Genomic DNA, 24,261 nt, shown 5'->3' with positions numbered 1-24,261 from the left:
CACGTAAGGGACCCGCATGACCACCTCCGCCCTGGACACCCTCCTCGCCGCCGCCGACGCCTGGGCGGCCGCCGACCCGGATCCACGGACGGCGGAGGAACTCAGGACCCTGGCCGGGCAGGTGCGCTCCGGCGACACCGCCGCGGAACTGGAGCTGCAGGACAGCTTCTCGGGTCCGCTCCTGTTCGGCACGGCAGGGCTGCGCGCAGCCCTCGGGGCCGGCCCCAACCGCATGAACCGCGTGGTGGTCCGCAGGGCCGCCGCGGGCGTCGCCGCCCACGCGCTGGACCTCGCGGCCGGCGCCTACGCACCCCGCGCCGTCGTCGGGTTCGATGCCCGGCACAACTCCCGTATCTTCGCCGAGGAGACCGCGGCCATCCTCACCGCCGCCGGGATCCGGACGTTCCTCATGCCCCGCGAACTGCCGACGCCGGTGCTCGCCTACGCCATCCGCGCCCTCGCGTGCGAGGTGGGCATCATGGTCACCGCGAGCCACAACCCGCCGCAGGACAACGGGTACAAGGTCTATCTCGGCGGGCGCGCCGTCGAGGAGGACGCCCGCGGCGTCCAGATCGTGGCACCGCACGACGCCGGGATCGCCGCCCACATCGACGCCGTCCGGGACATCCCGCTCGCGGTGTCCGGCTGGACGGTCCTGCCGGAGGCCATCGAGACCGAGTACGTGGCCTCCGTCGCAGCCCTCGCCGACCCCCACCTGACGGACCGCGACCTGAAGATCGTCCTCACGCCCCTGCACGGGGTCGGCGGACGGACCGCGCAGGCGGTGCTGGCGGCCGCCGGGTTCGACGACGTCACCGTCGTCGCACGCCAGGCCGAACCGGACCCCGACTTCCCCACCGTCGCGTTCCCCAACCCTGAGGAACCCGGTGCCCTGGACCTCGCCCTCGAGACCGCGGCGCAGGTCGGCGCGGACCTCGTGATCGCCAACGACCCCGACGCCGACCGCGTGGCCCTCGCGGCCCGCGAACCCTCCACCGGCGCGTGGCGCATGCTGCGCGGCGACGAGGTGGGCACACTGCTCGGCCTGCACCTCGCGGCCCGCCTCGCGACGGGCGCCGCCGTCTCCGGAGCCGCCGCCACCCCCCGGACCGCGGTCTTCGCGAACTCGATCGTCTCCTCCCGCCTGCTCGGCAGGATCGCCGCGGCCTCGGGCATCGACCACGAGCAGACGCTGACCGGCTTCAAGTGGATCGCCCGCGTCCACGACCTCTCCTTCGGGTACGAGGAGGCCCTCGGCTACTGCGTGGCCCCGGAGCTGGTGCGGGACAAGGACGGCATCTCCGCCGGGCTGCTCCTCGCCGAACTCGCCGCCGCGACGAAGGCCGCCGGACGCACCCTCTTCGACCTGCTCGACGACGCCTTCCTGGTGCACGGCCTGCACGCCGCGGACCAGCTCTCGGTCCGCGTGGACAGCCTCGACCTGCTCGGCGCCATGATGGGCCGGCTCCGGGCGACCCCGCCGTCGTCCTTCGCCGGCTCGGCCGTGGCCGTCGCCGAGGACCTCGCGGAGGGCTCCGCGCACCTCCCGCCCACCGACGGGCTCCTCTACCTCACGCAGGACCGGACGCGGGTCATCATCCGGCCCAGCGGCACGGAGCCGAAACTCAAGTGCTACCTCGAGGTGGTGGAGCCGGTCGGGTCCGCCGCCGGGCTCGGGGAGGCGAAGGAGTCCGCCCGCGTGCGCCTCGAGGCGGTCAAGCAGGACGTCGCCGGGGCCCTCGGCCTCTGACACTCCCGCCGGGACGGCGGGCACAGGGGGCACGGGGGGCACCGACATGGAAGGATGGGAGCATGCCCAACGACGTATCCCTCGCCTCCTACATCGACCACACCCTCCTGAAGCCCGACGCCAGCCGTGAGCAGATTCTCACGGTCTGCCGCGAGGCGGTCGAGTACTCGTTCAAGTCCGTCTGCGTGAACCCCGTCTGGGTCAGCACCGTGCGCACGGCGGTGAAGGACACCGGTGTCCTCACCTGCTCCGTCATCGGCTTCCCGCTCGGCGCCACGACCACCGAGGTCAAGGTCTTCGAGGCCCAGGGCGCGGTGGCCGACGGCGCCGACGAGATCGACATGGTCGTCGACATCGCGGCCGCGCGCGCCGGGGATCGTGCACTCCTGGTCCGGGACATCCTCGCCGTCGCCGATGCCGTCCACGAGCACGGCGCCATCCTCAAGGTCATCATCGAGACCTCCCTGCTCACGGACGAGCAGAAGGTACTCGCCTGCGAGGCGGCCGTCGAGGCGGGCGCGGACTTCGTGAAGACCTCCACCGGCTTCAACGGCGGCGGCGCGACCGTCGAGGACGTCGCCCTCATGCGGAAGACCGTGGGCCCGGACCTCGGCGTGAAGGCCTCGGGCGGGGTGCGGTCCCTCGAGGATGCGCGCGCCATGATCGACGCCGGGGCCACGCGTATCGGGGCGAGCTCGGGAGTCGCTATCGTTAAGGGTGAACAGGGCGCGGCAGGCTACTGACCACCAGGAGCCCGGCCCGAGCAGCAGATCCACCAGCAGACCCAGCAGTAGACCCGGCACGCACGAACGCAGTCAAGGAGACCCCATGTCACACGAACCCACCGGCGCGAAGCAGCCCTCCCACGCCGGCGAAGGCCACCTCGTCGAGAACGTCGTGGTGTTCGTGCTCATCTTCGGAGCCTTCCTGCTGGGCATCTACCTGCTCAACTGGCTGACCCTCGATACCGTCTGGCCGATGGCGGCCATCGTGGTCATCGCGTTCCTCGCGTTCTTCATCCCGCAGGGCATTCTGGGCCGCTCCGACACCGGCTACAACCTCGCCGAGGGCAACCGGACGGACGAGAAGGAGACCTCGGCGAGCGTCAGCTCGTAGCGACCCCGCAGACCCGCGCCTTCCACGAAAGAGGCCGCCCCGAGGGGGCGGCCTCTTTCGTTCCCGCCGCCCCTTGATCCCGCCCCGCGATCGGTCCACAGTGGATGGCATGGACCGGCGTGGGAACGCCGACTGGACGGTCCCGATGCCTGCTCCACGCTCCGGAACTCCTCCGGGGCGCTCGAGAAAGGAACGGACGCATGACCGGAACAGCAGATACCGCTGATCCTGCGGTCGTCCGGGTCATCGCCCTGGCCGTCGCTGCGGCCGTCGTCGTGAACCTGGTCATCTTCTTCATCGGGGCACTCGCAGGGGGGACCTACGCATTCACGTCACCGGCGGGGCCCGCGACCGTCAACGCCGCCGTCGTGGCCGCGTTCACGATCATCCCGCTGACGCTCGGCCTCACCGTCGTCGCCGTGACGCGCCGCTGGTGGCCGGGGGTGGTGACGGTCGCCCTGATCGTCGCCCCGATCGTCGAGCTCGGCACGATCGTCGCCCTGACGATCCCCGCCGACTTCGACGGGCCGAGCACGGTCGCGCTGGCGCTGTGCCATGTGACCCTCGTGCCGGTGACCGTGCTGGCCCTCCGCGCGCTGCGCCTCCCGCAGCACGACGCGCCGACGGCAGCGGCCCGGACGGACCACCGGAAGAGCGGTCCGCACCGCTGACTCCCCGCGGGGACCCGGGCGCGTCGCCTACGGGGTGAACACGGAGTCGAGCACGTTCCTCGCCCAGTCCAGGATCTCGGCGTCCACGAGGTCCCGGCCTCCGATCCTCGCGGTCTTCGGCTTCGGGACCAGTACGGCGTTGAGCGCGGGCTTCACGGCGGCGCCCGGGTACATCCGCAGCAGGCGCATCTGCTTGGACTCCGGCAGCTCGGCCGGGGCGAACTTGATGAAGCTGCCCTGCAGCGCCACGTCCGTGAGCCCGAGGGCCCGGGCGGACACCCGGAAGCGTGCCACGGAGATGAGGTTCTCCACGGCCGCGGGCGGCTCCCCGTAGCGGTCCTTGAGCTCGGCGACGACGGCGTCGATCGCCTCGTCCGTGATGGCGGAGGCGAGCTTCCGGTAGGCCTCGAGGCGCAGCCGCTCCCCCGGCACGTAGTCGTGCGGCAGGTGCGCGTTGATCGGCAGCTCGATCTTCATCTCCGCCGCCTTCTCCTCGGCCTCGCCGCGGAAGTTCGCGACGGCCTCGCCGACCAGCCGGATGTAGAGGTCGAACCCGACGCCCTGGATGTGTCCGGACTGCTCGCCGCCCAGCATGTTGCCGGCGCCGCGGATCTCGAGGTCCTTCATGGCCAGCTGCATGCCGGCGCCCAGTTCGTTGTGGGACGCCACGGCCTTGAGGCGCTCGAGGGCCACCTCGCCGAGCGGCTTCTCCGACGGGTACAGGAAGTACGCGTAGGCCCGCTCCCGCCCACGGCCCACCCGGCCGCGGAGCTGGTGCAGCTGGGACAGCCCGTAGGAGTCGGCGCGGTCCACGATCAGCGTGTTGGCGTTGGAGATGTCCAGGCCCGTCTCGATGATCGTGGTGCAGACGAGGACGTCGAACCGCTTCTCCCAGAAGTCCACGATGATCTGCTCGAGGCGGGACTCCGTCATCTGGCCGTGCGCGACGGCGATGCGCGCCTCGGGTACGAGCTCCCTGAGCTGCGCGGCCGTGCGGTCGATCGAGGAGACACGGTTGTGGACGAAGAACACCTGGCCCTCGCGCATCAGTTCGCGCCGGATCGCGGCGGAGGCCTGCTTGTGGGTGTAGGGGCCCACATAGGTGAGGACCGGGTGGCGTTCCTCAGGGGGCGTGGCGAGCGTGGAGGTCTCGCGGATACCGGTCAGGGACATCTCGAGCGTCCGCGGGATGGGGGTGGCGCTCATCGCGAGGACGTCCACGTTGGTGCGCATCTTCTTCAGCGCCTCCTTGTGTTCCACGCCGAAGCGCTGCTCCTCGTCCACGATCACGAGCCCGAGGTCCTTGAAGGCGATCTCCTTCGACAGCAGGCGGTGCGTGCCGATGACGACGTCGACCGCGCCCGAGGTGAGGCCCGCCGCCGTCTCGCGCGACTCCTTGGCCGTCTGGAACCGGGACAGCGCGCGGACGCGGACGGGGAAGCCGGAGAAGCGCTCCGAGAACGTCTCGAAGTGCTGCTGGACCAGGAGCGTGGTGGGCACGAGCACGGCCACCTGCTTGCCGTCCTGCACGGCCTTGAACGCTGCACGGACGGCGATCTCCGTCTTGCCGTAGCCCACGTCGCCGGAGACCAGCCGGTCCATGGGGACCTCGCGCTCCATGTCCGCCTTGACCTCGTTGATGGTGGTCAGCTGGTCGGGTGTCTCGACGTAGGGGAACGCCTCCTCGAGTTCGCGCTGCCACGGCGTGTCCGGCCCGAAGGCGTAGCCCTTCGACGCCATGCGGGCGGAGTAGAGGCGGATGAGCTCGCCGGCGATCTCCTTGACGGCCTTGCGGGCCTGGTTCTTGGTCTTGCTCCAGTCGGAGCCCCCCATCTTGCTCAGCGCCGGGGCGTCCCCGCCCACGTAGCGCGTCACCTGGTCCAGCTGGTCCGTGGGCACGAACAGGCGGTCCCCGGGGGCCCCGCGCTTGGACGGCGCGTACTCGAGCACGAGGTACTCGCGCGTGGTCCGGGTGGGCCCGGCCCCGGTGGAGCGCTGCAGCAGTTCGACGAACTTCGCGACACCGTGCTGCTCGTGCACCACGAAGTCGCCTTCCTTGAGCTGCAGGGGGTCGACGGCGTTGCGGCGCCGCGAGGGCATCTTCCGCATGTCGCGCGTCCCCGAGGCGCTCGTGCGGCCGAGGAGATCGGCCTCGGTGAGCAGTCCCAGCTTGAGCCCGTCCACCACGAAGCCGCGGCCGGCGCACGCCGTGGTGATCCCGATGATCCCCGGCTGCGGTGCGGTGTCGAGGGAGTCGACGCGGCTCGTCGGGATGTCGTTGTCGTGGAAGAGCTCCGCGAGGCGCTGCGCCGGGCCGGGGCCCTCCGTGGCGACGACGACGCGCCACTGGTCGCGGATCCGCCCGCCGATGAAGTCCATCATCTCGGCGACGTCGCCCTGGTAGCCACGCGGCTCGCGGGCGTGCAGGGTGAAGCTGTCGACGTCGGTCAGCTCCTCGTCCGCCCCGAAGGACGTGATGCCCCACCAGGCGACCGCGTGGGCGAGCGCCGTGGCCCGCGTGTCGGCGAGGGACCGGAAGCTCGCCTCCTGCAGGTCGGTGCCCAGGGCGCCGCCGAGGTCCAGCGGTGCGGCGCCGCCGTCGGACGCCGTGGACCAGGCGGCCGCGAGGAACTCCTCGTTCGTGGCCGCGAGATCGTGCGCGCGGGTGCGGACCTTCTCCGGTTCGAGGACGACGGCGATCGAGCCGGCCGGCAGCTCGCCCATGAACGGCACCATCGCGTCCACGAGCACGGGGGCGAGGGATTCCATGCCCTCGACGGCGATCCCTCCGGCGATCTTCTCCAGCATGGACGCGGCGGCCGGCAGCTCGGACTGCAGCTTCGCGGCCCGGGACATCACGGACGGGGTGATGAGGATCTCCCGGCACGGCGGTGCGTACAGGGCCGTCGGTGGCTCATCCGTGGTGAGGGAGCGCTGGTCGGCGACGGCGAACCAGCGCATCTGGTCCACCTCGTCGCCGAAGAAGTCCACGCGGACCGGGTGGTCCTCGGTGGGCGGGAAGACATCGATGATGCCGCCGCGGACGGCGAACTCCCCGCGGTGCGTGACCATGTCCACGCGCGCGTACGCGGCGTCGGAGAGGGCACGGACGACGTCGGAGAAGGCGACCTCGTCGCCGACCTTCAGGGACACCGGTTCGAGGTCGCCGAGGCCCGCGACGAGCGGCTGCACGACGGCGCGGATGGGCGCGGTGATGACCCGGACGGGGCTCACCCCGGGGTGGGCCAGCCGGCGCAGGACGGACAGGCGCCGGCCCACGGTGTCGGAGCGCGGGGACAGCCGCTCGTGGGGCAGGGTCTCCCAGCTGGGGAACTCCTCGATGGCGCTCTCCGGCAGGTAGCTGCGCAGCGCGGCCGCCAGATCCTCCGCCTCGCGCCCCGTCGCGGTGATCGCCAGGACCACCGGCACGGCGCTGCCCGCGTCCGGCGAGGCCGGGACGGCGTCGAGGCCGTCGACCATCTCGGCGATCAGGGGCGCGCGCATCCCGGCGGGTGCGCCGATCTGCAGGTCGGCGCTGCGTTCCTCGACCGGGCGCGACGCGTTGGTCCGCACGCGCACGTAGGACGCATCCTCGGCAAGCGCTGCGCGCAATCCGTTCAGGCTCATCTGGTGGGACTCCTCGGGCAACGGGGTGAAGGACGACGGGTGGGGAACGGGGTGACGACAGCACGAAAGCCCGAAAACATGACGCGTTCCCGGGGCTGATTCCACACTACCAAGCCGCACCGACGCTCCCCGTGGCGTGTCATCGGCCGCACACCGGCGAAGGCCAGGCCGTAGGATTGCGGGAGACCCCTGACCCCGCCGCCACGCGGCACCCACCTGTGCATCCCTCGGAGGAACCATGGCATTGAACGCGTCGACCACGCTCCCCTACGACACCCGGACGGTGCTCGGCGTCTTCACGGACGAGGGCTTCGTGCGCCACATGAGCGAGTACGTGGGCGGCACCCTCGAGTCCCTCACGGTCGACGGCGACACCTCCGGTCCCTTCACCCTGACGGCCGTCCGCACCATGCCCACCGACCGGCTGCCCGACATGGCGCGGAAGTTCGTCGGGGAGACCCTCTCCGTCACGCAGACGGAACAGTGGGGCGCGCCGTCCGCGGACGGCTCCCGCGAGGCGAAGCTCGAGATGACGGTCGCGGGCGTCCCGCTGAACGTCGCCGCCGTCCAGCGCCTGATCACCCAGGGCACCGACACCGTCGTGGACCTGCAGGGCAACGTCACCTCGTCCATCCCGTTCCTCGGGGGCAAGATCGCCGGCGCCGCCGAGCCGATGATCGGCAAGGCGCTGAACGTCCAGGCCGTCGAGGCCCGGAAGTGGCTCGAGAGCCGCTGACCGGGGCCACGCCACCCCGCCATCTCTCCGTCGACCCGAAGGATCCGCGCACGCCATGGAACTGCCCACGCCCCTCTCCCTCATCCTGATCCTCGCCGGCGTCTGGACGCTCGTCGTCTGGCCGCCGTTCCTGCGCAGGGTCCTCAAGGACCCGCGCGCCCGTGACGAGAAGGGTGCCGCCACCCGGTTCCTCACCGTGCACCTGATGCTCATCTCCACGTCGATGATCCTCGGCGCGGCGACCGCCGTCATCGGCGTCCGCGCCCTCGTCGCCTAGCGATCCCCCGCCGTCACCCGCCCCACCCAGGAGACCCCATGGCCCACGACGAGTCCCGGAAGCCGGCCGGCTCCCACCCGGTGATCCTGCAGCGCTCCAGCTACCCCGAGTACCTGCGCATCTCGGAGATCCTCCGCAAGGAGACCGTGGGCGGCATCCTGCTGCTGATCGCCGCGACCCTGGCGATCATCTGGGCCAACTCCCCGTTCTCCGACTCCTACTTCGCCATCCGCGACTTCGAGTTCGGCTACGAGCCGTGGCACCTGAAGCTCTCCGTCGGCCAGTGGGCGTCGGACGGCCTCCTGGCGGTGTTCTTCTTCCTCACGGGACTCGAGCTCAAGCGCGAGTTCGTGGCCGGCGACCTCCGGCGGATCAGCCGGGCGATCGTCCCCGTGGCCGCGGCCTTCGGCGGCGTCGTCGTGCCCGCGCTCATCTACGCGGCCGTCAACCTGTCCTCCCCGGACACCCTGCGCGGCTGGGCCATCCCGACCGCGACGGACATCGCCTTCGCACTGGCCGTCCTCGCGGTGATCAGCTCGCACCTGCCCGGGGCCCTGCGCATCTTCCTGCTGACCCTCGCGGTGGTCGACGACCTCATCGCGATCGCGATCATCGCGTTCTTCTACTCGGAGGACGTCAGCTTCGTCTACCTGCTGTGGATGCTCCTGCCGCTCGGGCTGTTCGCGCTGCTCGCCCAGCGCCGGCCGAAGTTCTTCGGCACCACCACGCGCGGCCCGTGGCTGATCCTCCTGCCCCTCGGCATCGCCACCTGGGCCCTCATGCATGCCTCCGGCGTCCACGCGACGGTCGCGGGCGTGCTGCTCGGCTTCTGCGTCCCCGTGCTGCACAAATCCGACGGGAAGCCCACGCTGCCGACCTCGGACAGGCCCGGCCTGGCCGAGGTCCTGGAACACCGCTTCCGTCCGCTCTCCACCGGTTTCGCCGTCCCGGTCTTCGCCTTCTTCTCCGCGGGCGTGGCGATCGGCGGTGTCGCAGGGTTCGCGTCGGCGGTCACCGATCCGGTGTTCATCGGGATCGTGCTCGGACTCGTCCTCGGCAAGCCCATCGGCGTCCTGCTGACCACGTTCGTCGTCACGAAGATGACGCGCGCCAACCTCGATCCCGGGCTGAGCTGGTGGGACCTGCTGGGCGTCGGCATCCTCGCCGGCGTGGGCTTCACCGTCTCGCTGCTGGTGAACGATCTCAGCTTCGGCGCGGGCAGCGAGCACGACGACCACGCGAAGGTCGCCATCCTCGCCGCCTCCGTGCTGGCGGCGCTCCTCGCGAGCGTGGTGCTGCGCGCCCGCAACAAGCACTACCGGCGGATCGACGCGGAGGAGAAGGTGGACTCCGACGCCGACGGCATCCCGGACGTGTTCGAGGACCGCGGCAACTAGGATCGGTCCATGACGGACACCGGCCGGCCGCGGGAACGGGAGGACCACCGCGGGGCACGACGGTCCCGGCACAGGCGCCGCCGCATCGTCCTCAGCGAGCTCGCCCTGACCATCACCTTCACCCTCGCCGTGGGACTGGGCCTCGCCCAGCGGGGGGCCCTCGACTCGACGGCCGTCTTCCTCGCCGGGTGGGCCCTGAACCTCGTGGTCCTGGCGCTGTGCTGCACCCTGCCGTGGTCCAGGATCTCCGGCCGCTGGGTCATCCTGGTGCCGCTCGCGGACTTCGTGGCCATCGGCCTGGCCCGGGCGGCGGCGGGTGACGCCCTCTCCGGCGTCGGCCTGCTGGCGGCGTTCCCCGTGGTCTGGATCGCCGCGTCCCGTGTGCGGACGGCCGCGACCGTCGCCATCACCGTCGTCGCCGCCCTGGCGATCATCTGGTTCCCGCTCGTCGCCCAGCCCGGGCCGGTGACCGTCGACACCCTGATCGACCCGATCCTGCTCCCGATCATGCTCACCGGCCTGGCCTGGTTCGTCAGCGAACTGACGAAGGCCGACCGGCGGAGGCAGGAGGCGCTCAGCGCGTCACAGGCCGCCCTGCGGGAGAGCGTGGAGGCCGGCCGGGCGCGCGAGCGGCTGCTCGGGACCGTCCTGGATACCGTGAGCGTGGGGGTGCTCGCGGTCGACGCGCACGGCGACGACATCCTCATGAACGCCCGGCAGCGCGAGGGCCACGCCGCCGCGGCGCCACCGGGCAACGACGATCCCAGCGAGGCCGAGCTGCTCATCTTCGGCGAGGACAGGGTCACGCCCATCCCGCCGGAGCGGCGCCCCGTGCTCCGCGCGATCAGCGGCGAGGGCCTCGACGGCGAACAGGTGTGGGTGGGGACCGGACGGTCCCAGCGTGCCCTCGGCATCTCCTCGCGGTCCATGCACGACGACGACGGCGGGTTCGCCGGGACCGTCGTGTCCTTCAACGACGTCACCGCACTGCTGCAGGCCCTGCACGCGAAGGACGACTTCCTCTCCAACGTCTCCCACGAGTTCCGGACGCCGCTGACGTCGATCCTGGGCTACCTCGAGCTCAGCCTCGAGCGGGGCGAGAGCCTGCCGGACGGCGTGGCCGGTTACCTCCAGGTGGCGCGGCGCAACGCCCTGCGCCTGGAGCGGCTGGTCGAGGACCTGCTGGCGATCAACGCGGGCACGTTCGAGGTGCATCCCGTGCCCACCGACGTGGGCCGGATCCTGGCGGAGGCGGCGTCGTCGAGCCTGCTCCGGGCCACGCGCGCGGGGATCCGCCTCGAGAACCACGCACCGGCGGGCCTGCCCGCCGTGGCCGACCCGCTGCGGCTCGCGCAGGCCGTGGACAACCTGCTCAGCAATGCGGTCAAGTACAACCGGCGCGGCGGCAGCATCACGCTCGACGCCGCCCTCGGCGGGGACGGCCTGATCGTCCGGGTGGAGGACACCGGGATCGGCATCGAGGCCGAGGAACTGCACCAGGTCTTCGACCGGTTCTTCAGGTCCTCGTCGGTCCGCTCCTCGACCGTGCAGGGCGTGGGGCTGGGGCTGCTGATCACCAAGAGCATCGTCAGCGAGCACGGCGGGTCCATCACCGTGACGAGCGAGCCGGGCGTGGGGACCTGCTTCAGCATGCTCCTCCCCCAGCCGACGCGCTGACGGGATCCCCGGACGGGGTCCGGTCAGGCGTTGGCCGCGAGCAGGGACTCCTCGAGGGCCACCCACGCCAGCATGGCGCACTTCACCCGGGCCGGGAAGCGGGAGACACCGGAGAACGCGGCGGCGTCACCGAGCACCTCCTCGTCCGCCTCGATCCTGCCGCGCGAGCGCATGACCTCGCGGAAGCTGTCCACCAGGCCTATCGCCTCGTCCCGCGGCAGTCCCTGCACCAGGTCGGTGAGCACGGAGGCCGAGGCCATGGAGATGGCGCACCCGGCACCGTCCCAGCTCACGGAGGCCACGGCACCGTCTGCCACGCCCGCGCGCAGCGTGATCTCGTCTCCGCACACCGGGTTGAGCTGGTGGGACTCGCCCACGCGGCCCGCGCCGTCGTACTCCCGCAGCGGCGAGCCGTGCCGCGCCTTGGCATGGTCGAGGATGATCTGCTGGTACAGCTGTTCGAGGCCCGTGCTCATCGGTGTGCTCCAAAGAAGGGACGGACCAGCGCGACGGCGTCCAGGAAGGCGTCCACCTCGTCCGTCGTCGTGTACAGGTAGGTGCTCGCGCGGGTGGTCGCGGTGAGGCCGAGGCGGCGGTGCAGCGGCTGCGCGCAGTGGTGGCCCACGCGCACCGCGATGCCCTTGTCGTCGAGGAACTGCCCCACGTCGTGGGCGTGCACGCCGTCGACGTCGAAGGAGGCCAGCCCGATGCGGGGGCGGCCGGCGTCCGGGCCGAGGACGCGGATGCCCTCGATGGCGCCGAGTCCCCGCACGAGGCGCGCGCCGAGTGTCTCCTCCCAGGCCTCGATGCGCTGCATGCCGGTCTCGGCGAGGTAGTTCGCGGCGGCGCCGAGGGCGATCGCCTGCGAGATGCGCTGGGTGCCGGCCTCGAAGCGGTTCGGGGAGGGCAGGTACTCGGCCCGCTCCATCGTGACGGTGGTGATCATCGAGCCGCCCGTCAGGAAGGGCGGCAGGGCGTCGAGCAGCTCCTTGCGCCCGTACAGCGCGCCGATGCCGGTGGGCCCGAGCATCTTGTGGCCGGAGAACACCAGGAAGTCGACGTCCAGGGCCTTCACGTCCACGGGCAGGTGCGGCACGGACTGGCAGGCGTCCAGCAGCGTGAGCGCGCCGACGCCCTGCGCGAGCCGCACGAGGTCGGCCACCGGGTTGATGGTCCCGAGGACGTTCGAGGCGTGGGAGAAGGCCACGAGCTTCGTGGCCGGCGTGATGACGCGGTCCGCCTCCTCGAGGCGGAGCGTGCCGTCGTCGGCGACCGGGACGAAGCGGAGCTCGGCACCCGTGCGGGCCGCGAGTTCCTGCCAGGGGATCAGGTTGGCGTGGTGCTCCATCTCCGTGACGACGATCCGGTCCCCGGGGCCGAGGGCGAAGCGGCGCGCCGCCTCTCCCCCGCGTCCGAGGCCCGCGTTGGACATCGCGTAGGCCACGAGGTTGATGCCCTCGGTGGCGTTGGAGGTCCAGACCAGTTCGTCGGCGCGTGCGCCGATGAACCGGGCGACGGCGGCGCGGGCGTCCTCGTAGGCGTCGGTGGCGTCGACGGCCAGCGAGTGGGACCCGCGGTGCACGGCGGCATTGCGCTGCTCGTAGAACTCCTGCTCCGCCTCCATGACGCTCACCGGGTTCTGGGAGGTGGCGCCGGAGTCGAGGTAGATGAGCGGCTTGCCGTCGACCTCGGTGCCGAGGATCGGGAAGTCGTTGCGGATGCGGAGCACCTCGGCGTCGGTCAGCCCGGCGTCGGACGGGGTGAGCGTGACGGGTGTGTCGACCACGGGCACTTCGGACTCCTCGGATCGGGCAGCGGGCCCCGCGTCAATTACGCAAGGCTTCTCTGCTGTAATCCTGCCACTCCGGGCGGCCCGGGGCACCCCAGTGGGACCTAAGTTCCCCGCGCGAACAGGTGCAGGTCCTCGCGCCGGTTGACGCCGAACTTCATGAAGATGCGGTACAGGTGCCCTTCCACCGTCCGGACCGAGGTCCCGTGGCGGTCCGCGATCTCCCGGTTGCTCAGCCCCTGCAGCACGAGGCTCACGACGGCGATCTCCCGCGGGGTCAGCCGCACGGCCCCGGGGAGGCGGACGGCCTCCGTGGTGGTCGGCCCCTCGAACGCGGCGCTCACGGAGGTGAGCTTCTTCTGGGCGCGGCGCGCGGCGGCGGGCTCGCGGCGCTTCTCGTACACCTCGCGTGCACGCTCGAAGCACCCGGCGGCCAGCGGCCGATAGCCTGCGGCGAGGGCGGACTCGCCGGCCGCGAGCAGCCGCTCGGCGTCGCCGTCCGCGCCCGCTGCGGCGAACGCGTGCAGCAGGGACTGCTCCCTGCCGTCGCAGGACGCCGTGAGCGCGGCGAGGCGGGCGAAGACCGTGCGGTCGCCCAGGACGAGCGCCTGGTCCAGCGCGGTCACGGCGACGAGCGGCAGCCCGGCGGCTTCGGCGTCGTCCGCGAGCCGCACGAGCTGGGGGATGCCCTCGACGTCCGCCTCGAGGGCCGCCGTCACGGCCACCGTGTAGACCCGCCCCAGCATGCGCGTCAGGAGGGTGCCGCCGGAGGCCTCCGCGGCGCCCTCCTCCACCAGGAGTGCCGCCTTCCGAGGGTCGCCGGCGAGGAGCGCGGCGTAGGCCGCCAGCCCGGACACCCACGGAAGGAGGTGGAGGTGGTCCGCGGTGCGCAGGGCCTGCACCGCCAGGCGGAGGCGGGCCTGCGCGACGGGGAAGCGGCCCTCCCGGAGGGCGCGCACGCCGTCGAGGAGGTCGAGCCATCCGGCGACGAAATGCGTGCGCCGTGCGCCCCGCCGGAGCCGTGCCTCGGCGGTGGCGCGCGCCGTGTCCCATTCCCCCGCGACGGCGAGGGCGAAGAGCTCGAGGCTCAGGGCATGGCTGTGGCAGGCCACCGTGTCCGCGTCCGTGCCGACGGACCCGAGCGCCCTCCGCGCGAGCCGGGCGGCGTCGCCCGGCCTGCCGGCCCCCACGGAGAAGACCGCGAGCGCGAGCAGTGCCGCCANGCCCGGGCTCGTCGGCGCGGTCCGCGGCGGCATCGTCGCCGTCTGATCCCGCTCCCGATGGAGGCGGTGGACCAGGCGGTGGACCAGGCGGTGGCCCCGCGGGAGAGTGCCGAGCTCGCGGCCGCCTGCCTCGGCGAGGGGATCACCTCCGCCTACCAGCCCATCATCGATACCGCCCGCGGCACGGTGGTGGGCTACGAGGCCCTGGTCCGCTTCCCGGGGTACGGCGAGGGGAATCCCGAGGTGTGGTTCGCCCGGGCGCTGCCTGGTGCAGGGACTGCTCCCAGCGGTCGATGTCGCCGCGCATGGCGTCGGCGGGCTCGAGCCCGCGCATCCTCACCTCGAGCGCGAGCATCGTGCCTGCGCGGAGGACGTCGGGCGGGGCGGGGGCCTCGAGGGCGTCGGCGATGAGGTCGAGGGCTTCATGGAGCAGGCCGCCGTTGACCCGGGCCCACGCCAGTTCCACGAGGCAGCGACGCTGGAGTCCCGGCGACCGGATGGCCTGGATCGCCTGGACGGCGAAGCCGCTGTCCGCGGACCGGTTCGCGCTCGTGGCGGCCGCCAGGAGGATCCCGTCGTCGAGCACGACCCCGGCCTCCAGGGCCAGCGTGGCCCGCCGGTGGATCTCCTCGATATCGCGGGGCGGGGCAGTGGCGCCCGCCAGGACACGGCGCTGCAGCATCACCCGGCGCGCCGTCGGGATGGACACGCGCAGCGCCTCCGCGTGCAGCGGGTGCTCCACCTCGAACGCGCCGTCGTCCCCCGCACGGATCCACCCGTCGCCGAGCAGCCGCTGCAGCACCCCCTGGCCGATGGACTGCAGCGCCTGGTCGCCCGGCAGCGGGCCCCCCACCGCGAGCAGCTCCATCGCTTCCCGCTGCTCAGCGTCGAGCGGGCTGAGCGCTGCGCTCACGATGTCCGTGAGGTGCGCGCCGAGGGGTGGCAGCTCACGGGCCGCCTGCCAGACGCCTGCGGTCTCGGTGACGAACCGGCGCGTGACGGCGTCGCGCACGAACAGGCGGACGAACAGGGGGTTGCCGCGCGTCACGTGGTCCACGGCGTGGACGAACCCGGCGCTCACGGGCCCCCCGAGGAGCGCGGCACAGAGGGCCTCGACCTGGTCGAGCATCAGCGGCTCCACCGCGACGCTCGCCACGAGGCCGTCGGCCACCAGTTCGGCGAGGCCCTGCGGCAGGGCGGGCGCGGGGCGGGCGAGGAACAGCGCCCGCGCCCTGCGCATGCCGAGCAGCTGTGCGATCAGCGTCACGGAACTCGCGTCGAGGTCGTGGGCGTCGTCGACGACGAGGAGCGGCAGGTCGTTGCCGGTCTGCGGGATCCCGCCGAGGGCCTGCACCACGCGCCGCAGGACGGCGACGAACTGCACGGTGTCCTCGGGCGGGAGGTCACTGAGCAGGACCGACAACGCACCGAACGGCACGTCCCGGAGCACGGCGCTGCCGCGGATCCGCAGCACGCGGAGCCCGGGCGCCAGTCCGTCGGTGACGGCGGAGGCGAGGGCCGTCTTGCCGATCCCGGCCTCGCCCAGCAGGAGGATGCCGGAGGTCGAGGGGTCGCGGAGCTCCTCGACGAGCCACGCGTGCTGCTCCTCGCGCCCGATGAGCGGGTGGGGGTTGTCCCGGGTGTCGCTCATTGCGTGAACACCGTCGCGAGCTGCTTGCGGCTGGAGACGCCGAGCTTGCCCATCGCCTTCAGGATGTGCCCTTCCACGGTGCGGACGGAGAGGTGGTGGGTGGCGGCGACCTCCCTGTTCGTCGCCCCCTGCGCGGCCATCCGGGCGAAGTCCCGCTCCCGCTCGGTGAGGATGCGGCGCGCGCTGGCATTCCGCCGGGGTACGTGGGTGCGCCGGAAGATCTGCTCGGCCCGGATGAAGTCCAGCGGCTCGTCCTCGGTGTCGTGGAGGCGCATGGAGATCAGAGCGGCGGACCCGGCGAGGTCGCGGTGCCCGAAGCCGAAGGCCGCCTCCGCGGACTGCAGCAGGATGAAGGGGTCGCGCGCCGTGACGCCGCGTGCCAGGAGTTCGCTGGCACGGGCCAGGGGTGTGTCGATGCCCTGGGCGAGCTCCAGCAGCATCGGGGCCTGGGACTGTCGGCCGAGCCGGACGGCGTGCATCCGGAGCATCAGCTCCGCGCCGGTGTTGCCGGACATCCGCTGTTCGGCGGCCAGGATGGCGAAGCGGCGGGCGGCCACGTCGCTGTCCGAGACGAGGGCGCCGGCGAGGGTCCGGAGGAGACCGATCGTGGAGCGGTGCGCCCAGGGGAGCTGCTCCGCAGCCGCTGTGTCCCCGGCATCCGGGCGGTCTCCGTACTCGAGACCCAGCAGGGCGGAGGCGTATGCCGCGGCGGCGTCGGCGAGCGGCAGCAGGCGGCTCCGGTTGTCCACGCGCAACTGCTCGACGGCCGGCAGGAGCAGCGCGAGCGCGGCCTCTCCGTGGCCCAGCGCCGCGAGCGCCGTGCCGGCGAGGGTGTCCGCGACCGAGGCGTCCTGCCACTCCCCCGCAGCAAGGGCGGCACTGCCCGTCAGGAGCAGGCCGTCCTCGAGGTATCCCTCGTGGACCAGCGCAGCGAATCCGTTCTCCTGCAGCAGCCGCGCCTCCGCGCCGGTGGGCGTCGGCAGGCCCGGCCCGCGGAGGCGGGCCAGTGATCTCCTCGCCCCCGGGCCGGTACCCGTGAGGCTGCGGGCGAGAACGAGTCGTGCGGCGGGTTCGAGTGCCGCGGTGTCGGGGTACTGCCCGCGCTCCTGCCCTGAGGTGAGGGCCAGGACATCCCGGAAGCGCCCCTCGTAGGCGGCCCTCTCGACGGCCACTGCGAGGGAGCCGTCGACCGCCCGGTCCCGGTCCTGCGACCCCGTATCGGACACCACCCGTCCGAGGACGGCGCCGGCCTCGCTCGACCGTCGGGCATCGATGCACGCCCGCGCCCGCTCGAGAGCGTCGGCCTCCCCGAGCTGCGCGACGGCGAGCAGCGCGACGCGTGGCTCCCCGGCGTCGACGGCGGCCTGCGACACGCTTCGGAGATAGGCGTCCGGCAGGAGGATGCCCGCAGCGAGGAACCATCGCAGGAGGTTCACCCGGGCGCGGACCGGCAGGGCGCCGTCGAGCCTGGTCACCCGTTCGAGGAGTGCAGGCGGAGGGCTGGTGGCGAGTGCACGGCGCATGCGGTCGCCGACGATCCCGTCGGCCACGGCGACGGCATGGGGCGGCCGGGCCTCGACGGTGCACACCCCCGCCTCCTCGAGCTCGTCGACCACCTCGGCGCCGCAGAAGAGCAGGAGGGCGTCGAGCGGCACGGGACCGGCGACGGCGACGACATCGAGCGCTGACGCGGCCTCGTCGGACAGCGCGGCGGCGTCGGGGGCGCCGTCGGTGCCCTGCAGCGCGAGGCCCTGCCCGGCATCGTGCCAGACCCATGCCTCGTCCGTACGGGCGAGCACCTCCGCGGCGATGCTGCCGCGGACGGCGGCCTGGAGGGACCGGGGATTGCCGCGGGACGCCCTCCACAGCTCGACGGCGGCCGTGCCGGAGAGGGGCGCCCCCAGCAGGTGCCCGAGAAGGCTGCGCTGCCTCTCGAACGTCAGCGGTCCGATGTCCACGCGGACGAGGCGCCCGGTACGCCACAGGTCGAAGAAGCGCGCGGCGGCCGCGTGCGGCCCGTCGCAGGCCACGAGCAGGCGCACCGCCCCGACTTCCGCCAGGTAGGACAGCACGCGGGTGGAGGGATCGTCGAAGTGGTGCACCTTGTCCACGACGAGGACCACGGGACGGTTGCGCGCGCGGCTCCGCAGGGCCGAATGGAGCGACTGCAGCATGGGGAGGGATTCGACGCTCCCGACCGGGTCCACGTCCATCAGCAGCACGCTGAGTGCGCCATAGGGGGTGGCGGCCATGGCAGCCGATCCGCGGATGAGGATCACGTGCGAGGTGCTGTCCAACTGCGCCGCGACGACACGGGCGATCGCCGTCTTCCCCACGCCCGGAGGTCCGACGATCAGCACACCGGCCGAGCCGGGCGCCGCCAGGCCGGCCAGCACCTCCGCGGCCTCCTCTGATCGTTCCAGCAAGGGCCAGGTGCCGGCATAGTCGTCCGTCACGGTGGGTCCCCCTTCTCCATCTCGCGAGCCACCACCCGGCCCCCCGGCCCTGGCCGGCCGGGACACGCGACCCGGTCCTCTCGACGGGCGTCGGTCAGCACTGTGGTTTCGCCGAATACTACTCGATCCGTCCCCGAAATCACCTCTTTTCTACTCCCCGGTTCTTCAGCGGGTACGTACTCCCCGCGCCGCACCTACGCATCGGCGCCTTCGTCATGCGCAATTCCGCCCGTCGGAGCCCGGTACTCCCTGCATCATCCCGACGCAGGGAGTACCGCTGGACGTCCCATGGCGACCTCGTACCCGCCCGGATCGGGGGCGTCGGGCAGGACCGGGCCCGTACCGGCCCGGACCTGCCCTGGGGCACTGCAGCGGACGACCCCTCAGGTGCCCACCAGCGGCCCCCCGCCCTGCTCCTGGAACTCACGCGCCAGGTCGGCGCGCCCGGCGATGCCGAGCTTCACGTAGGTCCGGTGCAGGTGGCCCTCCACCGTGCGGATCGAGAGGGAGAGCGCCTCGGCGATGCCCCTGTTGCTGTGGCCGGCCGCGGCGAGGTGCGCAACCACCTGCTCGCTCTTCGCGAGGTCGGAGACGCGCCGCACGCCGACCGGGACCTCGAAATGCGTGCCGACGAAGGACGCGCCGTACCTGCCGAGGCGGCGGGACGCTGCCCGCGCCTCGGTGAAGGCTGTGGATTCCCCCTGCAGCGCCCGTGCCCGCGCCGCCGCACTGACCGCGAGGAGCGGGAGCCCGGACGCTGCAGCGTGGTCCGCCACCCCGATCAGCTCCGCGGCATCGCGTGAGCTCGCGGCTCCGGCGAACCGGCCGAGGACGAGGGCCTCCTCACCCTCCATCTCCATGGTGAGACGGGCCAGGCGGTCGACGCCCTCGTGCAGGCCGAGCAGCAGCCCCAGAACCAGGATGTCCTTCTCGCACGCGCGGAGCCCGGGAGGGCTGACGGCGTCGAGGTACCCGGCCAGGGACACGGGAGACCGTGCGGAGTGGGGCAGGAGGGATGCTGCCGCCGCGGCGAAGGCACGGCCCAGCAGCTCCAGGTCCAGGCGCCCCCGGCGCGGCAGCATGCGGGCTTCATGGACCAGGGCCCGGGCCTGGTCCACGTCCCCCAGGACCGCCGCTCCCCAGGCTGCGATCCCCAGGGAGTACGGCAGCAGGAGCTGCCGGTCCGTGCGACGCAACCCCGGCAGGGCTGCCATCAGCGTCCCGAGGCCGCTCCGGAAGTCGCCCTGCCGGGTGAGGACGATGCCGCGCAGGGCGGAGGCGAGTCCCGCAGGGATCATGGCACCGGCCTGTTCGATTCCGCGCAACGCGTCGGCGGCCCTGCCCGCGTGCGCGAGGACCAGGATGTGGTGGGTCACGACATCCTCGACGACGTCGACCAGCGCGTACGGATCCGCCGTCACAGCCTCGACCGCGGCCCGCGTGCACTCCTCGGCCTTGACCGCACGGCCCTGCATCCCCAGCGCAGCGCCGCGCAGTGCCAGCCCGAGGACGTCCTCCGGACCGGCGACGGGGGCTTCTGTCAGGGTGTCGACGGCGGTGACCTCGCCCTCGTCGAGGAGGGTCCGCGCTCTCAGGAGGCGCAGGCGCCCGGCGGCCTCGCCGTCGTCGACCGCGGCGCCGGTCCCGTCCGAGCCCTCGGGCACGGTGCAGGAGTCGAGCAGCGCGTGGAGTTCGGCCGGCGTGGCACCGCCCTGCCGCATCGCCGTCCAGCGGAGGGCGACGGCCTGCGACCGGGCGCCGTCGCCGGCCCCGGCACTGACATCGGCGAGGAGCTGCACCGCTTCGGCCGCCCTGCCGCCCGCCGCCAGCAGGCGTGCCCGTTCGCGGGCGGCATGCGCCGGTTCGCGGGCGGACGCCGTGTGGATGAACCGGTCCGCCACCTCGAAGCGGCCGACGTGCGTGGCGACCCGGGCGGCGTCGAGCAGCACTGCCGGGGCTACGGGCGATCCGGTGTCGACGGCCCATTCCAGGTGGCGGATGCGGTGGCGGTCGTACGGCGGCAGGACCGGTGCCGCGTCCTGGAGCTGGTCCCACAGCAGGGCCTTCCGGCCGAGGGGCAGGGTGGCGCGGATCACGTCGGCGACCAGTCCGTGACGGAGCATCAGGGAGCCGGAGGCGGCCGGGTGGACGACCGCAAGACGCCGCGCCACCAGGGAGCGCACGGCGTCGCCTCCCGCGAGTCGCTCCACGTGGGTGGTCGCCACCGAGCCGCCGAGGGCGAGGAGATCGAGGGCTTTCCGCTGCGGCGCCGGCACGGGCACGGGGGTGACGATCGATGCGACGACGTCCCTCAGGGCATCCGTGGGCGGCCCCGTGAGGACCGTGTCCCAGTCCGGCCCGTCCGCGGCGAACCGGACGCCGGCATGTTCGAGGAGCGCCTTCAGCAGCATCGGGTTGCCGCCGGTGGCCCGCTCGAGGTGGAGGATCGCCTGCTGCCCCAGGGCCCCCATCCCCAGGGCGGACTCCGCCTCCGTGCGGAGATCGGCCCCCGTCAGCGGTTCGAGGTGCACCCGGTCCAGGTATCCCTCGTTCGCGAACCCGGAGAGCCCGCTCGAATCCGCCACCGAGTAGTCGGCGAAGGCGACCATCCGGATGGCGCCCATGACCACGAGCTGGGTCAGCAGGTGGGTGCTCTCGTCGTCGAGGAACTGTGCGTCGTCCACCAGGATCCGGGGGACACCGCGGCCCTCGGGCCGGCCCATGCGCTGCCGCGCGATGCGCAGCATGGAGACGGGACTACCGAGGTCACGGGTGGAGACCCCCGCGAGGACCTCACTGAGGGCCCCGTAGGGCACGGTGCGCAGTGCACGGCTCGCCCGGACCACGTGCCGTGGACCGCCGTCCGGGGCGGACTGCTGCAGGGCGCGCACGATCATCGACTTGCCCATCCCCGTCTCCCCGAGGACCAGGGCCCCCTGTCGGTCATCCCGACGGAGGGCGCGCTGCAGGGTCTCGACGACGGGTTGCCGACACGGCAGCAGCTCGCCGGTACGCGGGAAGTTCATCGCTCTCCGGTCAGTACGAGGTCGGCAAGTTCGCTGCGGGCCCGGAGATGGAGCTTGGAATAGATCTGGTACAGATGCCCCTCCACGGTCCTGATCGTGACTTCCATCCGCGCAGCGATGTCCTTGTTGCTCGCCCCCCGGGCGGCGAGCTGGGCCACCTCCCGCTCGCGCTTGGTCAGGCGCTCCAGGGCGGAGCTCAGTTCCATCTCGGTGATGTCGCCGAAGAGTTGGCGGGCCCGCCGCTGGATGTCCCGCAGGACACTGCGAGCGCCGAGGAGTTGCGCCGTCTGGATGGCCTGGGTGGCACAGTCCCGCGCGAGGCCGCTGTCCCCGACGGAATGGGCGTGCTCCATGGCCTGGGCGAAGAGCTCGGCGTCGCCGGATGCGACGGCCTGCGCGTACAGGGCGCAGGCTGCGGCATAGGCACCCTCGACCCGTGCGGCCGCACCGGCCAGCGCTTCGGCGGCACGTGCGTCACCCGCCCGCACCTGAGCGAGCCGATGCGTCAGCTCGAGCATCGCCGCGCCTCCCCTGCAGGCAGCGTCCGCGAGGTCACCGAGCTTCGTGCCGGTCTGCATCCGTGGTTCGCGCAGACCGGACGATCCCAGCTGGATCTGGGTGAGCAGGGCGCGGACCGCCCACGGCATCGAGTGCCCCGCCTGGGCGAGGGGGAGGTATCCGATCGCGGGGGCCACCGCGCCGGTCTCGGCGTGGCTGTGCGCGAGGCCTGCCGCTACCAGGGGCAGGAGACCGTGCGGATCCTGCCGCTCGAGCTGCCGTGCGACCGGGAACAGCAGCTCCAGCGCCTCCTCCGACCTGCCCTGGAGCACCGCGACGACTCCCCTGACGGTCTCGGCGGCGCCGCTGCGGGCCACGGAGGACCTCCACGGCAGGGACTGCGCGCCGGCAGCCGGCGCCAGCTCTCCGATGCTCCCGGCGGCATAGTGCGCGACCGCGAGGCGCAGCCACGCGGCGACGACCACCCGGTGGCCCAGGTCGCGCTGGTCCCCCAGCCTCGCCTCGAGTGAGCGGGCGAGCCCGACGGCGGCGTGCTGCTGGTCGGTCAGGGCGAGGGCTTCGCACAGGAGGGCGTCCGCGGACACCCCCTGCTCCGGAGTCCACCCGGTCCGGCCACCGTCCTGGAGGATCTCCAGGACCGCCCGGTAGTCCCCGCCGAACGACGCCGCCTCGGCGCGCGCGACCGCCAGCTCGCCGCGCTGCTCGAGGACGTGCCGGCTGCTCCACGGCGTTCCGGGGTCCCGCTCCGTCGAGTCGATGGAGGCCTCCGCCTCATCGAGCAGCGCGGTCCATTCAGCCGGACTGCCTCCGGAGAGCCGGGCGGCGCGGCTCCGCAGGATGAGGAGGGTGGTCGCCGCCGCACCGGGGGCCTCCTCGGACCCTGCCGGGAGGTGTCCCGCGGCCATCAGCGCCCGGGCCTCCTCGGGGTGCCCGTCGGCGAATGCACAGCGAGCAGCCTCGACGAGGCCTTCGGGATCCTGGCCGGCGGGGTGGCGGGTGATCCAGAAGCGTGCGCGGACCGCCTGCCCCAGGACGGTGCAGCGTCGCGCCGCCGCCAGGCACAGGCCCCGCGGGACAGGCAGGCCGGCGAGGAGGAGCCATTCGGCGTGCATCGCCGGATCCAGGTCCGCGGGGTCGAAGGCTTCGGTCGGCAGGTCGGTCAGCAGGGCATGGAGCACCGCCGCTGTCGTCGCCGTCGTCTGTCCGCGCACGGCGGCCGCCACCAGCGGTGACCGCAGGGACAGGATCGCCGTTCCTCCACCGGTCTCCAGCACCGTCAGGGACTGCAGGGCGTCGAGGTGCCCTGCAGCGGCCCCCGGCGCGTCCGAGGGGCTGTCGAGCCGGCCCGCGAGCCGCCGGACGGCTGCGGCGGGAAGGGATCCGGCGAGGGCGAGAACGCGCACGATCTCCAGTTCCCGCGGGTGGAGGTCGTCGAGTAGGGCGTGGATCCTCTCACGCACCAGGGAGGGGACCACGGTGGAATCGCCGGTGGAGACCCAGGCGCCCCCGTGGAGGCTGACGTCCGACGCCGGCAGCTCCTCTAGTGCGCAGCGCAGGAAGCGGGCGTTGCCCTCGCTCGAGCGCCACAGGGCCTCGAGCGCATCCGGTGAGAGGGGGGCCCCGAGGACTGCCTCCGCGACGGAACGTATCTCCATGCGGGTCAGGGGCTGGAGGTCGAAGCGCTCCAGGTCGCCTTCACGCCACAGCCGGGCGAATGACTCGTCCATGGCACCGAGGGATTCGGCGGCGATCAGGACGGACGCCCGTCCGGCGATCACGAGCCGCGAGATGATCGTGGCCGACTCCGGATCCAGATGCTCCGCGTTGTCGATGGCGAGCACCACGGGGCGCCCGTTCGCCTGCTCCTCGAGCAGGGCGCAGATTCCCTGGAACATGGTCAGCGGGTGTTCCGCCTGCTCCGCCTCCAGTTCCGCCAGCAGGAAGGCGATGGCCCGGTAGGGCTCGGAAGCGGAGGTCCGCGAGGCCCACATCCGGATGACGTGGTGGGTCCGGGAGGCACGGTGTGCGACGACGCGCAGGACGACCGTCTTGCCGCTGCCTTCCTCGCCCAGCAGCGCGGCTCCGACGCCGTCCCCCGAGACGACGCGCCGCAGGACGTCCTCGACGAGCTGTGTCCGCACCTGGAAGAAGGCCTGCTCCCCGTCCGAGGTGACCGACGGGCCGACCGCCGGCGAGCTGTTCGTACTCATGGAACCGCGTGTTTGAGACTGCACGACGTCGTCGCCCTCTTCCCCCAGATAACCACCAAAGACCTGTGATCACAGTAGGAAAGTAGTTGCCCGGTAACACGAGTGGGGCCTACGGGCCGTACGAAGAGCGCTACTT

16 protein-coding genes are annotated in these 24,261 nt (G+C 72.6%); 8 read left to right on the top strand and 8 right to left on the bottom strand.

Annotated elements, in window-relative coordinates:
• Positions 1 to 16: 16 nt before the first annotated feature.
• The 4 genes from RY94_RS15330 to RY94_RS15315 all read left to right on the top strand — a co-directional run bounded on the left by RY94_RS15330 (position 17) and on the right by RY94_RS15315 (position 3,537).
• Complete coding sequence (locus RY94_RS15330; RefSeq protein ID WP_043447228.1) at positions 17 to 1,750, top strand: phospho-sugar mutase; 1,734 nt, start codon at positions 17 to 19, stop codon at positions 1,748 to 1,750.
• A gap of 62 nt (positions 1,751 to 1,812) precedes the next feature.
• On the top strand, positions 1,813 to 2,493 hold the full coding sequence (deoC, locus tag RY94_RS15325) for a deoxyribose-phosphate aldolase (protein ID WP_043447225.1): 681 nt from the start codon (positions 1,813 to 1,815) through the stop codon (positions 2,491 to 2,493).
• A gap of 85 nt (positions 2,494 to 2,578) precedes the next feature.
• A complete protein-coding gene (locus tag RY94_RS15320) occupies positions 2,579 to 2,866 on the top strand; it encodes a hypothetical protein (protein WP_082046426.1) in 288 nt (95 codons plus the stop codon).
• Positions 2,867 to 3,066: 200 nt separating this feature from the next.
• A complete protein-coding gene (locus RY94_RS15315; protein WP_052274473.1) occupies positions 3,067 to 3,537 on the top strand; it encodes a DUF6069 family protein in 471 nt (156 codons plus the stop codon).
• A gap of 27 nt (positions 3,538 to 3,564) precedes the next feature.
• Here RY94_RS15315 and mfd read toward each other — a convergent pair whose 3' ends face one another.
• Entirely contained in the window at positions 3,565 to 7,164 is a 3,600-nt protein-coding gene (mfd, locus tag RY94_RS15310; RefSeq protein WP_043447223.1) for a transcription-repair coupling factor, read from the bottom strand.
• A gap of 238 nt (positions 7,165 to 7,402) precedes the next feature.
• On the opposite strand from mfd, the gene RY94_RS15305 reads away from it, so the two are divergent.
• Genes RY94_RS15305 through RY94_RS15290 form a run of 4 tightly spaced genes read left to right on the top strand, consistent with a single transcriptional unit; the run spans position 7,403 to position 11,251 of the window.
• Positions 7,403 to 7,900 (top strand): DUF2505 domain-containing protein, encoded by a 498-nt coding sequence (locus RY94_RS15305; protein WP_043447221.1) that lies wholly within the window; start codon positions 7,403 to 7,405, stop codon positions 7,898 to 7,900.
• 55 nt (positions 7,901 to 7,955) lie between these two features.
• Positions 7,956 to 8,177 carry an SCO4848 family membrane protein gene (locus RY94_RS15300; protein WP_043447218.1) on the top strand — a complete coding sequence of 74 codons (222 nt, stop codon included), beginning with the start codon at positions 7,956 to 7,958 and terminating at the stop codon, positions 8,175 to 8,177.
• 38 nt (positions 8,178 to 8,215) lie between these two features.
• Entirely contained in the window at positions 8,216 to 9,574 is a 1,359-nt protein-coding gene (gene nhaA, locus RY94_RS15295) for a Na+/H+ antiporter NhaA (RefSeq protein ID WP_043447215.1), read from the top strand.
• Positions 9,575 to 9,583: 9 nt separating this feature from the next.
• A complete protein-coding gene (locus RY94_RS15290; protein WP_043447212.1) occupies positions 9,584 to 11,251 on the top strand; it encodes a sensor histidine kinase in 1,668 nt (555 codons plus the stop codon).
• 23 nt (positions 11,252 to 11,274) lie between these two features.
• Here RY94_RS15290 and sufU read toward each other — a convergent pair whose 3' ends face one another.
• From sufU to RY94_RS15255, 7 genes are all read right to left on the bottom strand, one after another.
• Positions 11,275 to 11,727, bottom strand: a complete 453-nt coding sequence (sufU, locus tag RY94_RS15285; protein ID WP_043447210.1) for a Fe-S cluster assembly sulfur transfer protein SufU — start codon at positions 11,725 to 11,727, stop codon at positions 11,275 to 11,277.
• Positions 11,724 to 13,043: an aminotransferase class V-fold PLP-dependent enzyme gene (locus RY94_RS15280; protein ID WP_043447208.1), complete on the bottom strand. Its 1,320-nt coding sequence runs from the start codon at positions 13,041 to 13,043 to the stop codon at positions 11,724 to 11,726. The genes sufU and RY94_RS15280 overlap by 4 nt, the downstream gene beginning before the upstream one ends.
• 101 nt (positions 13,044 to 13,144) lie before the next feature.
• Positions 13,145 to 13,786 carry a response regulator transcription factor gene (locus tag RY94_RS18765; RefSeq protein WP_442853464.1) on the bottom strand — a complete coding sequence of 214 codons (642 nt, stop codon included), beginning with the start codon at positions 13,784 to 13,786 and terminating at the stop codon, positions 13,145 to 13,147.
• A 640-nt stretch (positions 13,787 to 14,426) separates the two neighbouring features.
• Positions 14,427 to 15,914 carry an AAA family ATPase gene (locus RY94_RS18205; RefSeq protein ID WP_043447202.1) on the bottom strand — a complete coding sequence of 496 codons (1,488 nt, stop codon included), beginning with the start codon at positions 15,912 to 15,914 and terminating at the stop codon, positions 14,427 to 14,429.
• Entirely contained in the window at positions 15,911 to 18,370 is a 2,460-nt protein-coding gene (locus RY94_RS15265) for a LuxR C-terminal-related transcriptional regulator (protein WP_043447200.1), read from the bottom strand. The genes RY94_RS18205 and RY94_RS15265 overlap by 4 nt, the downstream gene beginning before the upstream one ends.
• Positions 18,371 to 18,753: 383 nt before the next feature.
• Complete coding sequence (locus tag RY94_RS15260) at positions 18,754 to 21,396, bottom strand: LuxR C-terminal-related transcriptional regulator (RefSeq protein ID WP_043447198.1); 2,643 nt, start codon at positions 21,394 to 21,396, stop codon at positions 18,754 to 18,756.
• Positions 21,393 to 24,125 (bottom strand): helix-turn-helix transcriptional regulator, encoded by a 2,733-nt coding sequence (locus RY94_RS15255; protein WP_043447195.1) that lies wholly within the window; start codon positions 24,123 to 24,125, stop codon positions 21,393 to 21,395. The genes RY94_RS15260 and RY94_RS15255 overlap by 4 nt, the downstream gene beginning before the upstream one ends.
• Positions 24,126 to 24,261 lie beyond the last annotated feature (136 nt).

It is taken from the genome of Arthrobacter sp. L77 (assembly GCF_000816565.1).
In the GTDB taxonomy this organism is placed as follows: Bacteria; Actinomycetota; Actinomycetes; order Actinomycetales; family Micrococcaceae; genus Arthrobacter_D; species Arthrobacter_D antioxidans.
This window is presented reverse-complemented; position numbering and strand designations above follow the sequence as displayed.

Coding starts and splice junctions, on each gene's coding strand:
- RY94_RS18205 (WP_043447202.1), bottom strand. CDS start 15,914: ATGAGCGACACCCGGGACAACCCCCACCCGCTCATCGGGCGCGAGGAG.
- mfd (WP_043447223.1), bottom strand. CDS start 7,164: ATGAGCCTGAACGGATTGCGCGCAGCGCTTGCCGAGGATGCGTCCTAC.
- RY94_RS15330 (WP_043447228.1), top strand. CDS start 17: ATGACCACCTCCGCCCTGGACACCCTCCTCGCCGCCGCCGACGCCTGG.
- RY94_RS15260 (WP_043447198.1), bottom strand. CDS start 21,396: ATGAACTTCCCGCGTACCGGCGAGCTGCTGCCGTGTCGGCAACCCGTC.
- sufU (WP_043447210.1), bottom strand. CDS start 11,727: ATGAGCACGGGCCTCGAACAGCTGTACCAGCAGATCATCCTCGACCAT.
- RY94_RS15255 (WP_043447195.1), bottom strand. CDS start 24,125: ATGAGTACGAACAGCTCGCCGGCGGTCGGCCCGTCGGTCACCTCGGAC.
- RY94_RS15290 (WP_043447212.1), top strand. CDS start 9,584: ATGACGGACACCGGCCGGCCGCGGGAACGGGAGGACCACCGCGGGGCA.
- RY94_RS15315 (WP_052274473.1), top strand. CDS start 3,067: ATGACCGGAACAGCAGATACCGCTGATCCTGCGGTCGTCCGGGTCATC.
- RY94_RS15320 (WP_082046426.1), top strand. CDS start 2,579: ATGTCACACGAACCCACCGGCGCGAAGCAGCCCTCCCACGCCGGCGAA.
- RY94_RS15300 (WP_043447218.1), top strand. CDS start 7,956: ATGGAACTGCCCACGCCCCTCTCCCTCATCCTGATCCTCGCCGGCGTC.
- RY94_RS15305 (WP_043447221.1), top strand. CDS start 7,403: ATGGCATTGAACGCGTCGACCACGCTCCCCTACGACACCCGGACGGTG.
- deoC (WP_043447225.1), top strand. CDS start 1,813: ATGCCCAACGACGTATCCCTCGCCTCCTACATCGACCACACCCTCCTG.
- RY94_RS18765 (WP_442853464.1), bottom strand. CDS start 13,786: ATGCTGGGGCGGGTCTACACGGTGGCCGTGACGGCGGCCCTCGAGGCG.
- nhaA (WP_043447215.1), top strand. CDS start 8,216: ATGGCCCACGACGAGTCCCGGAAGCCGGCCGGCTCCCACCCGGTGATC.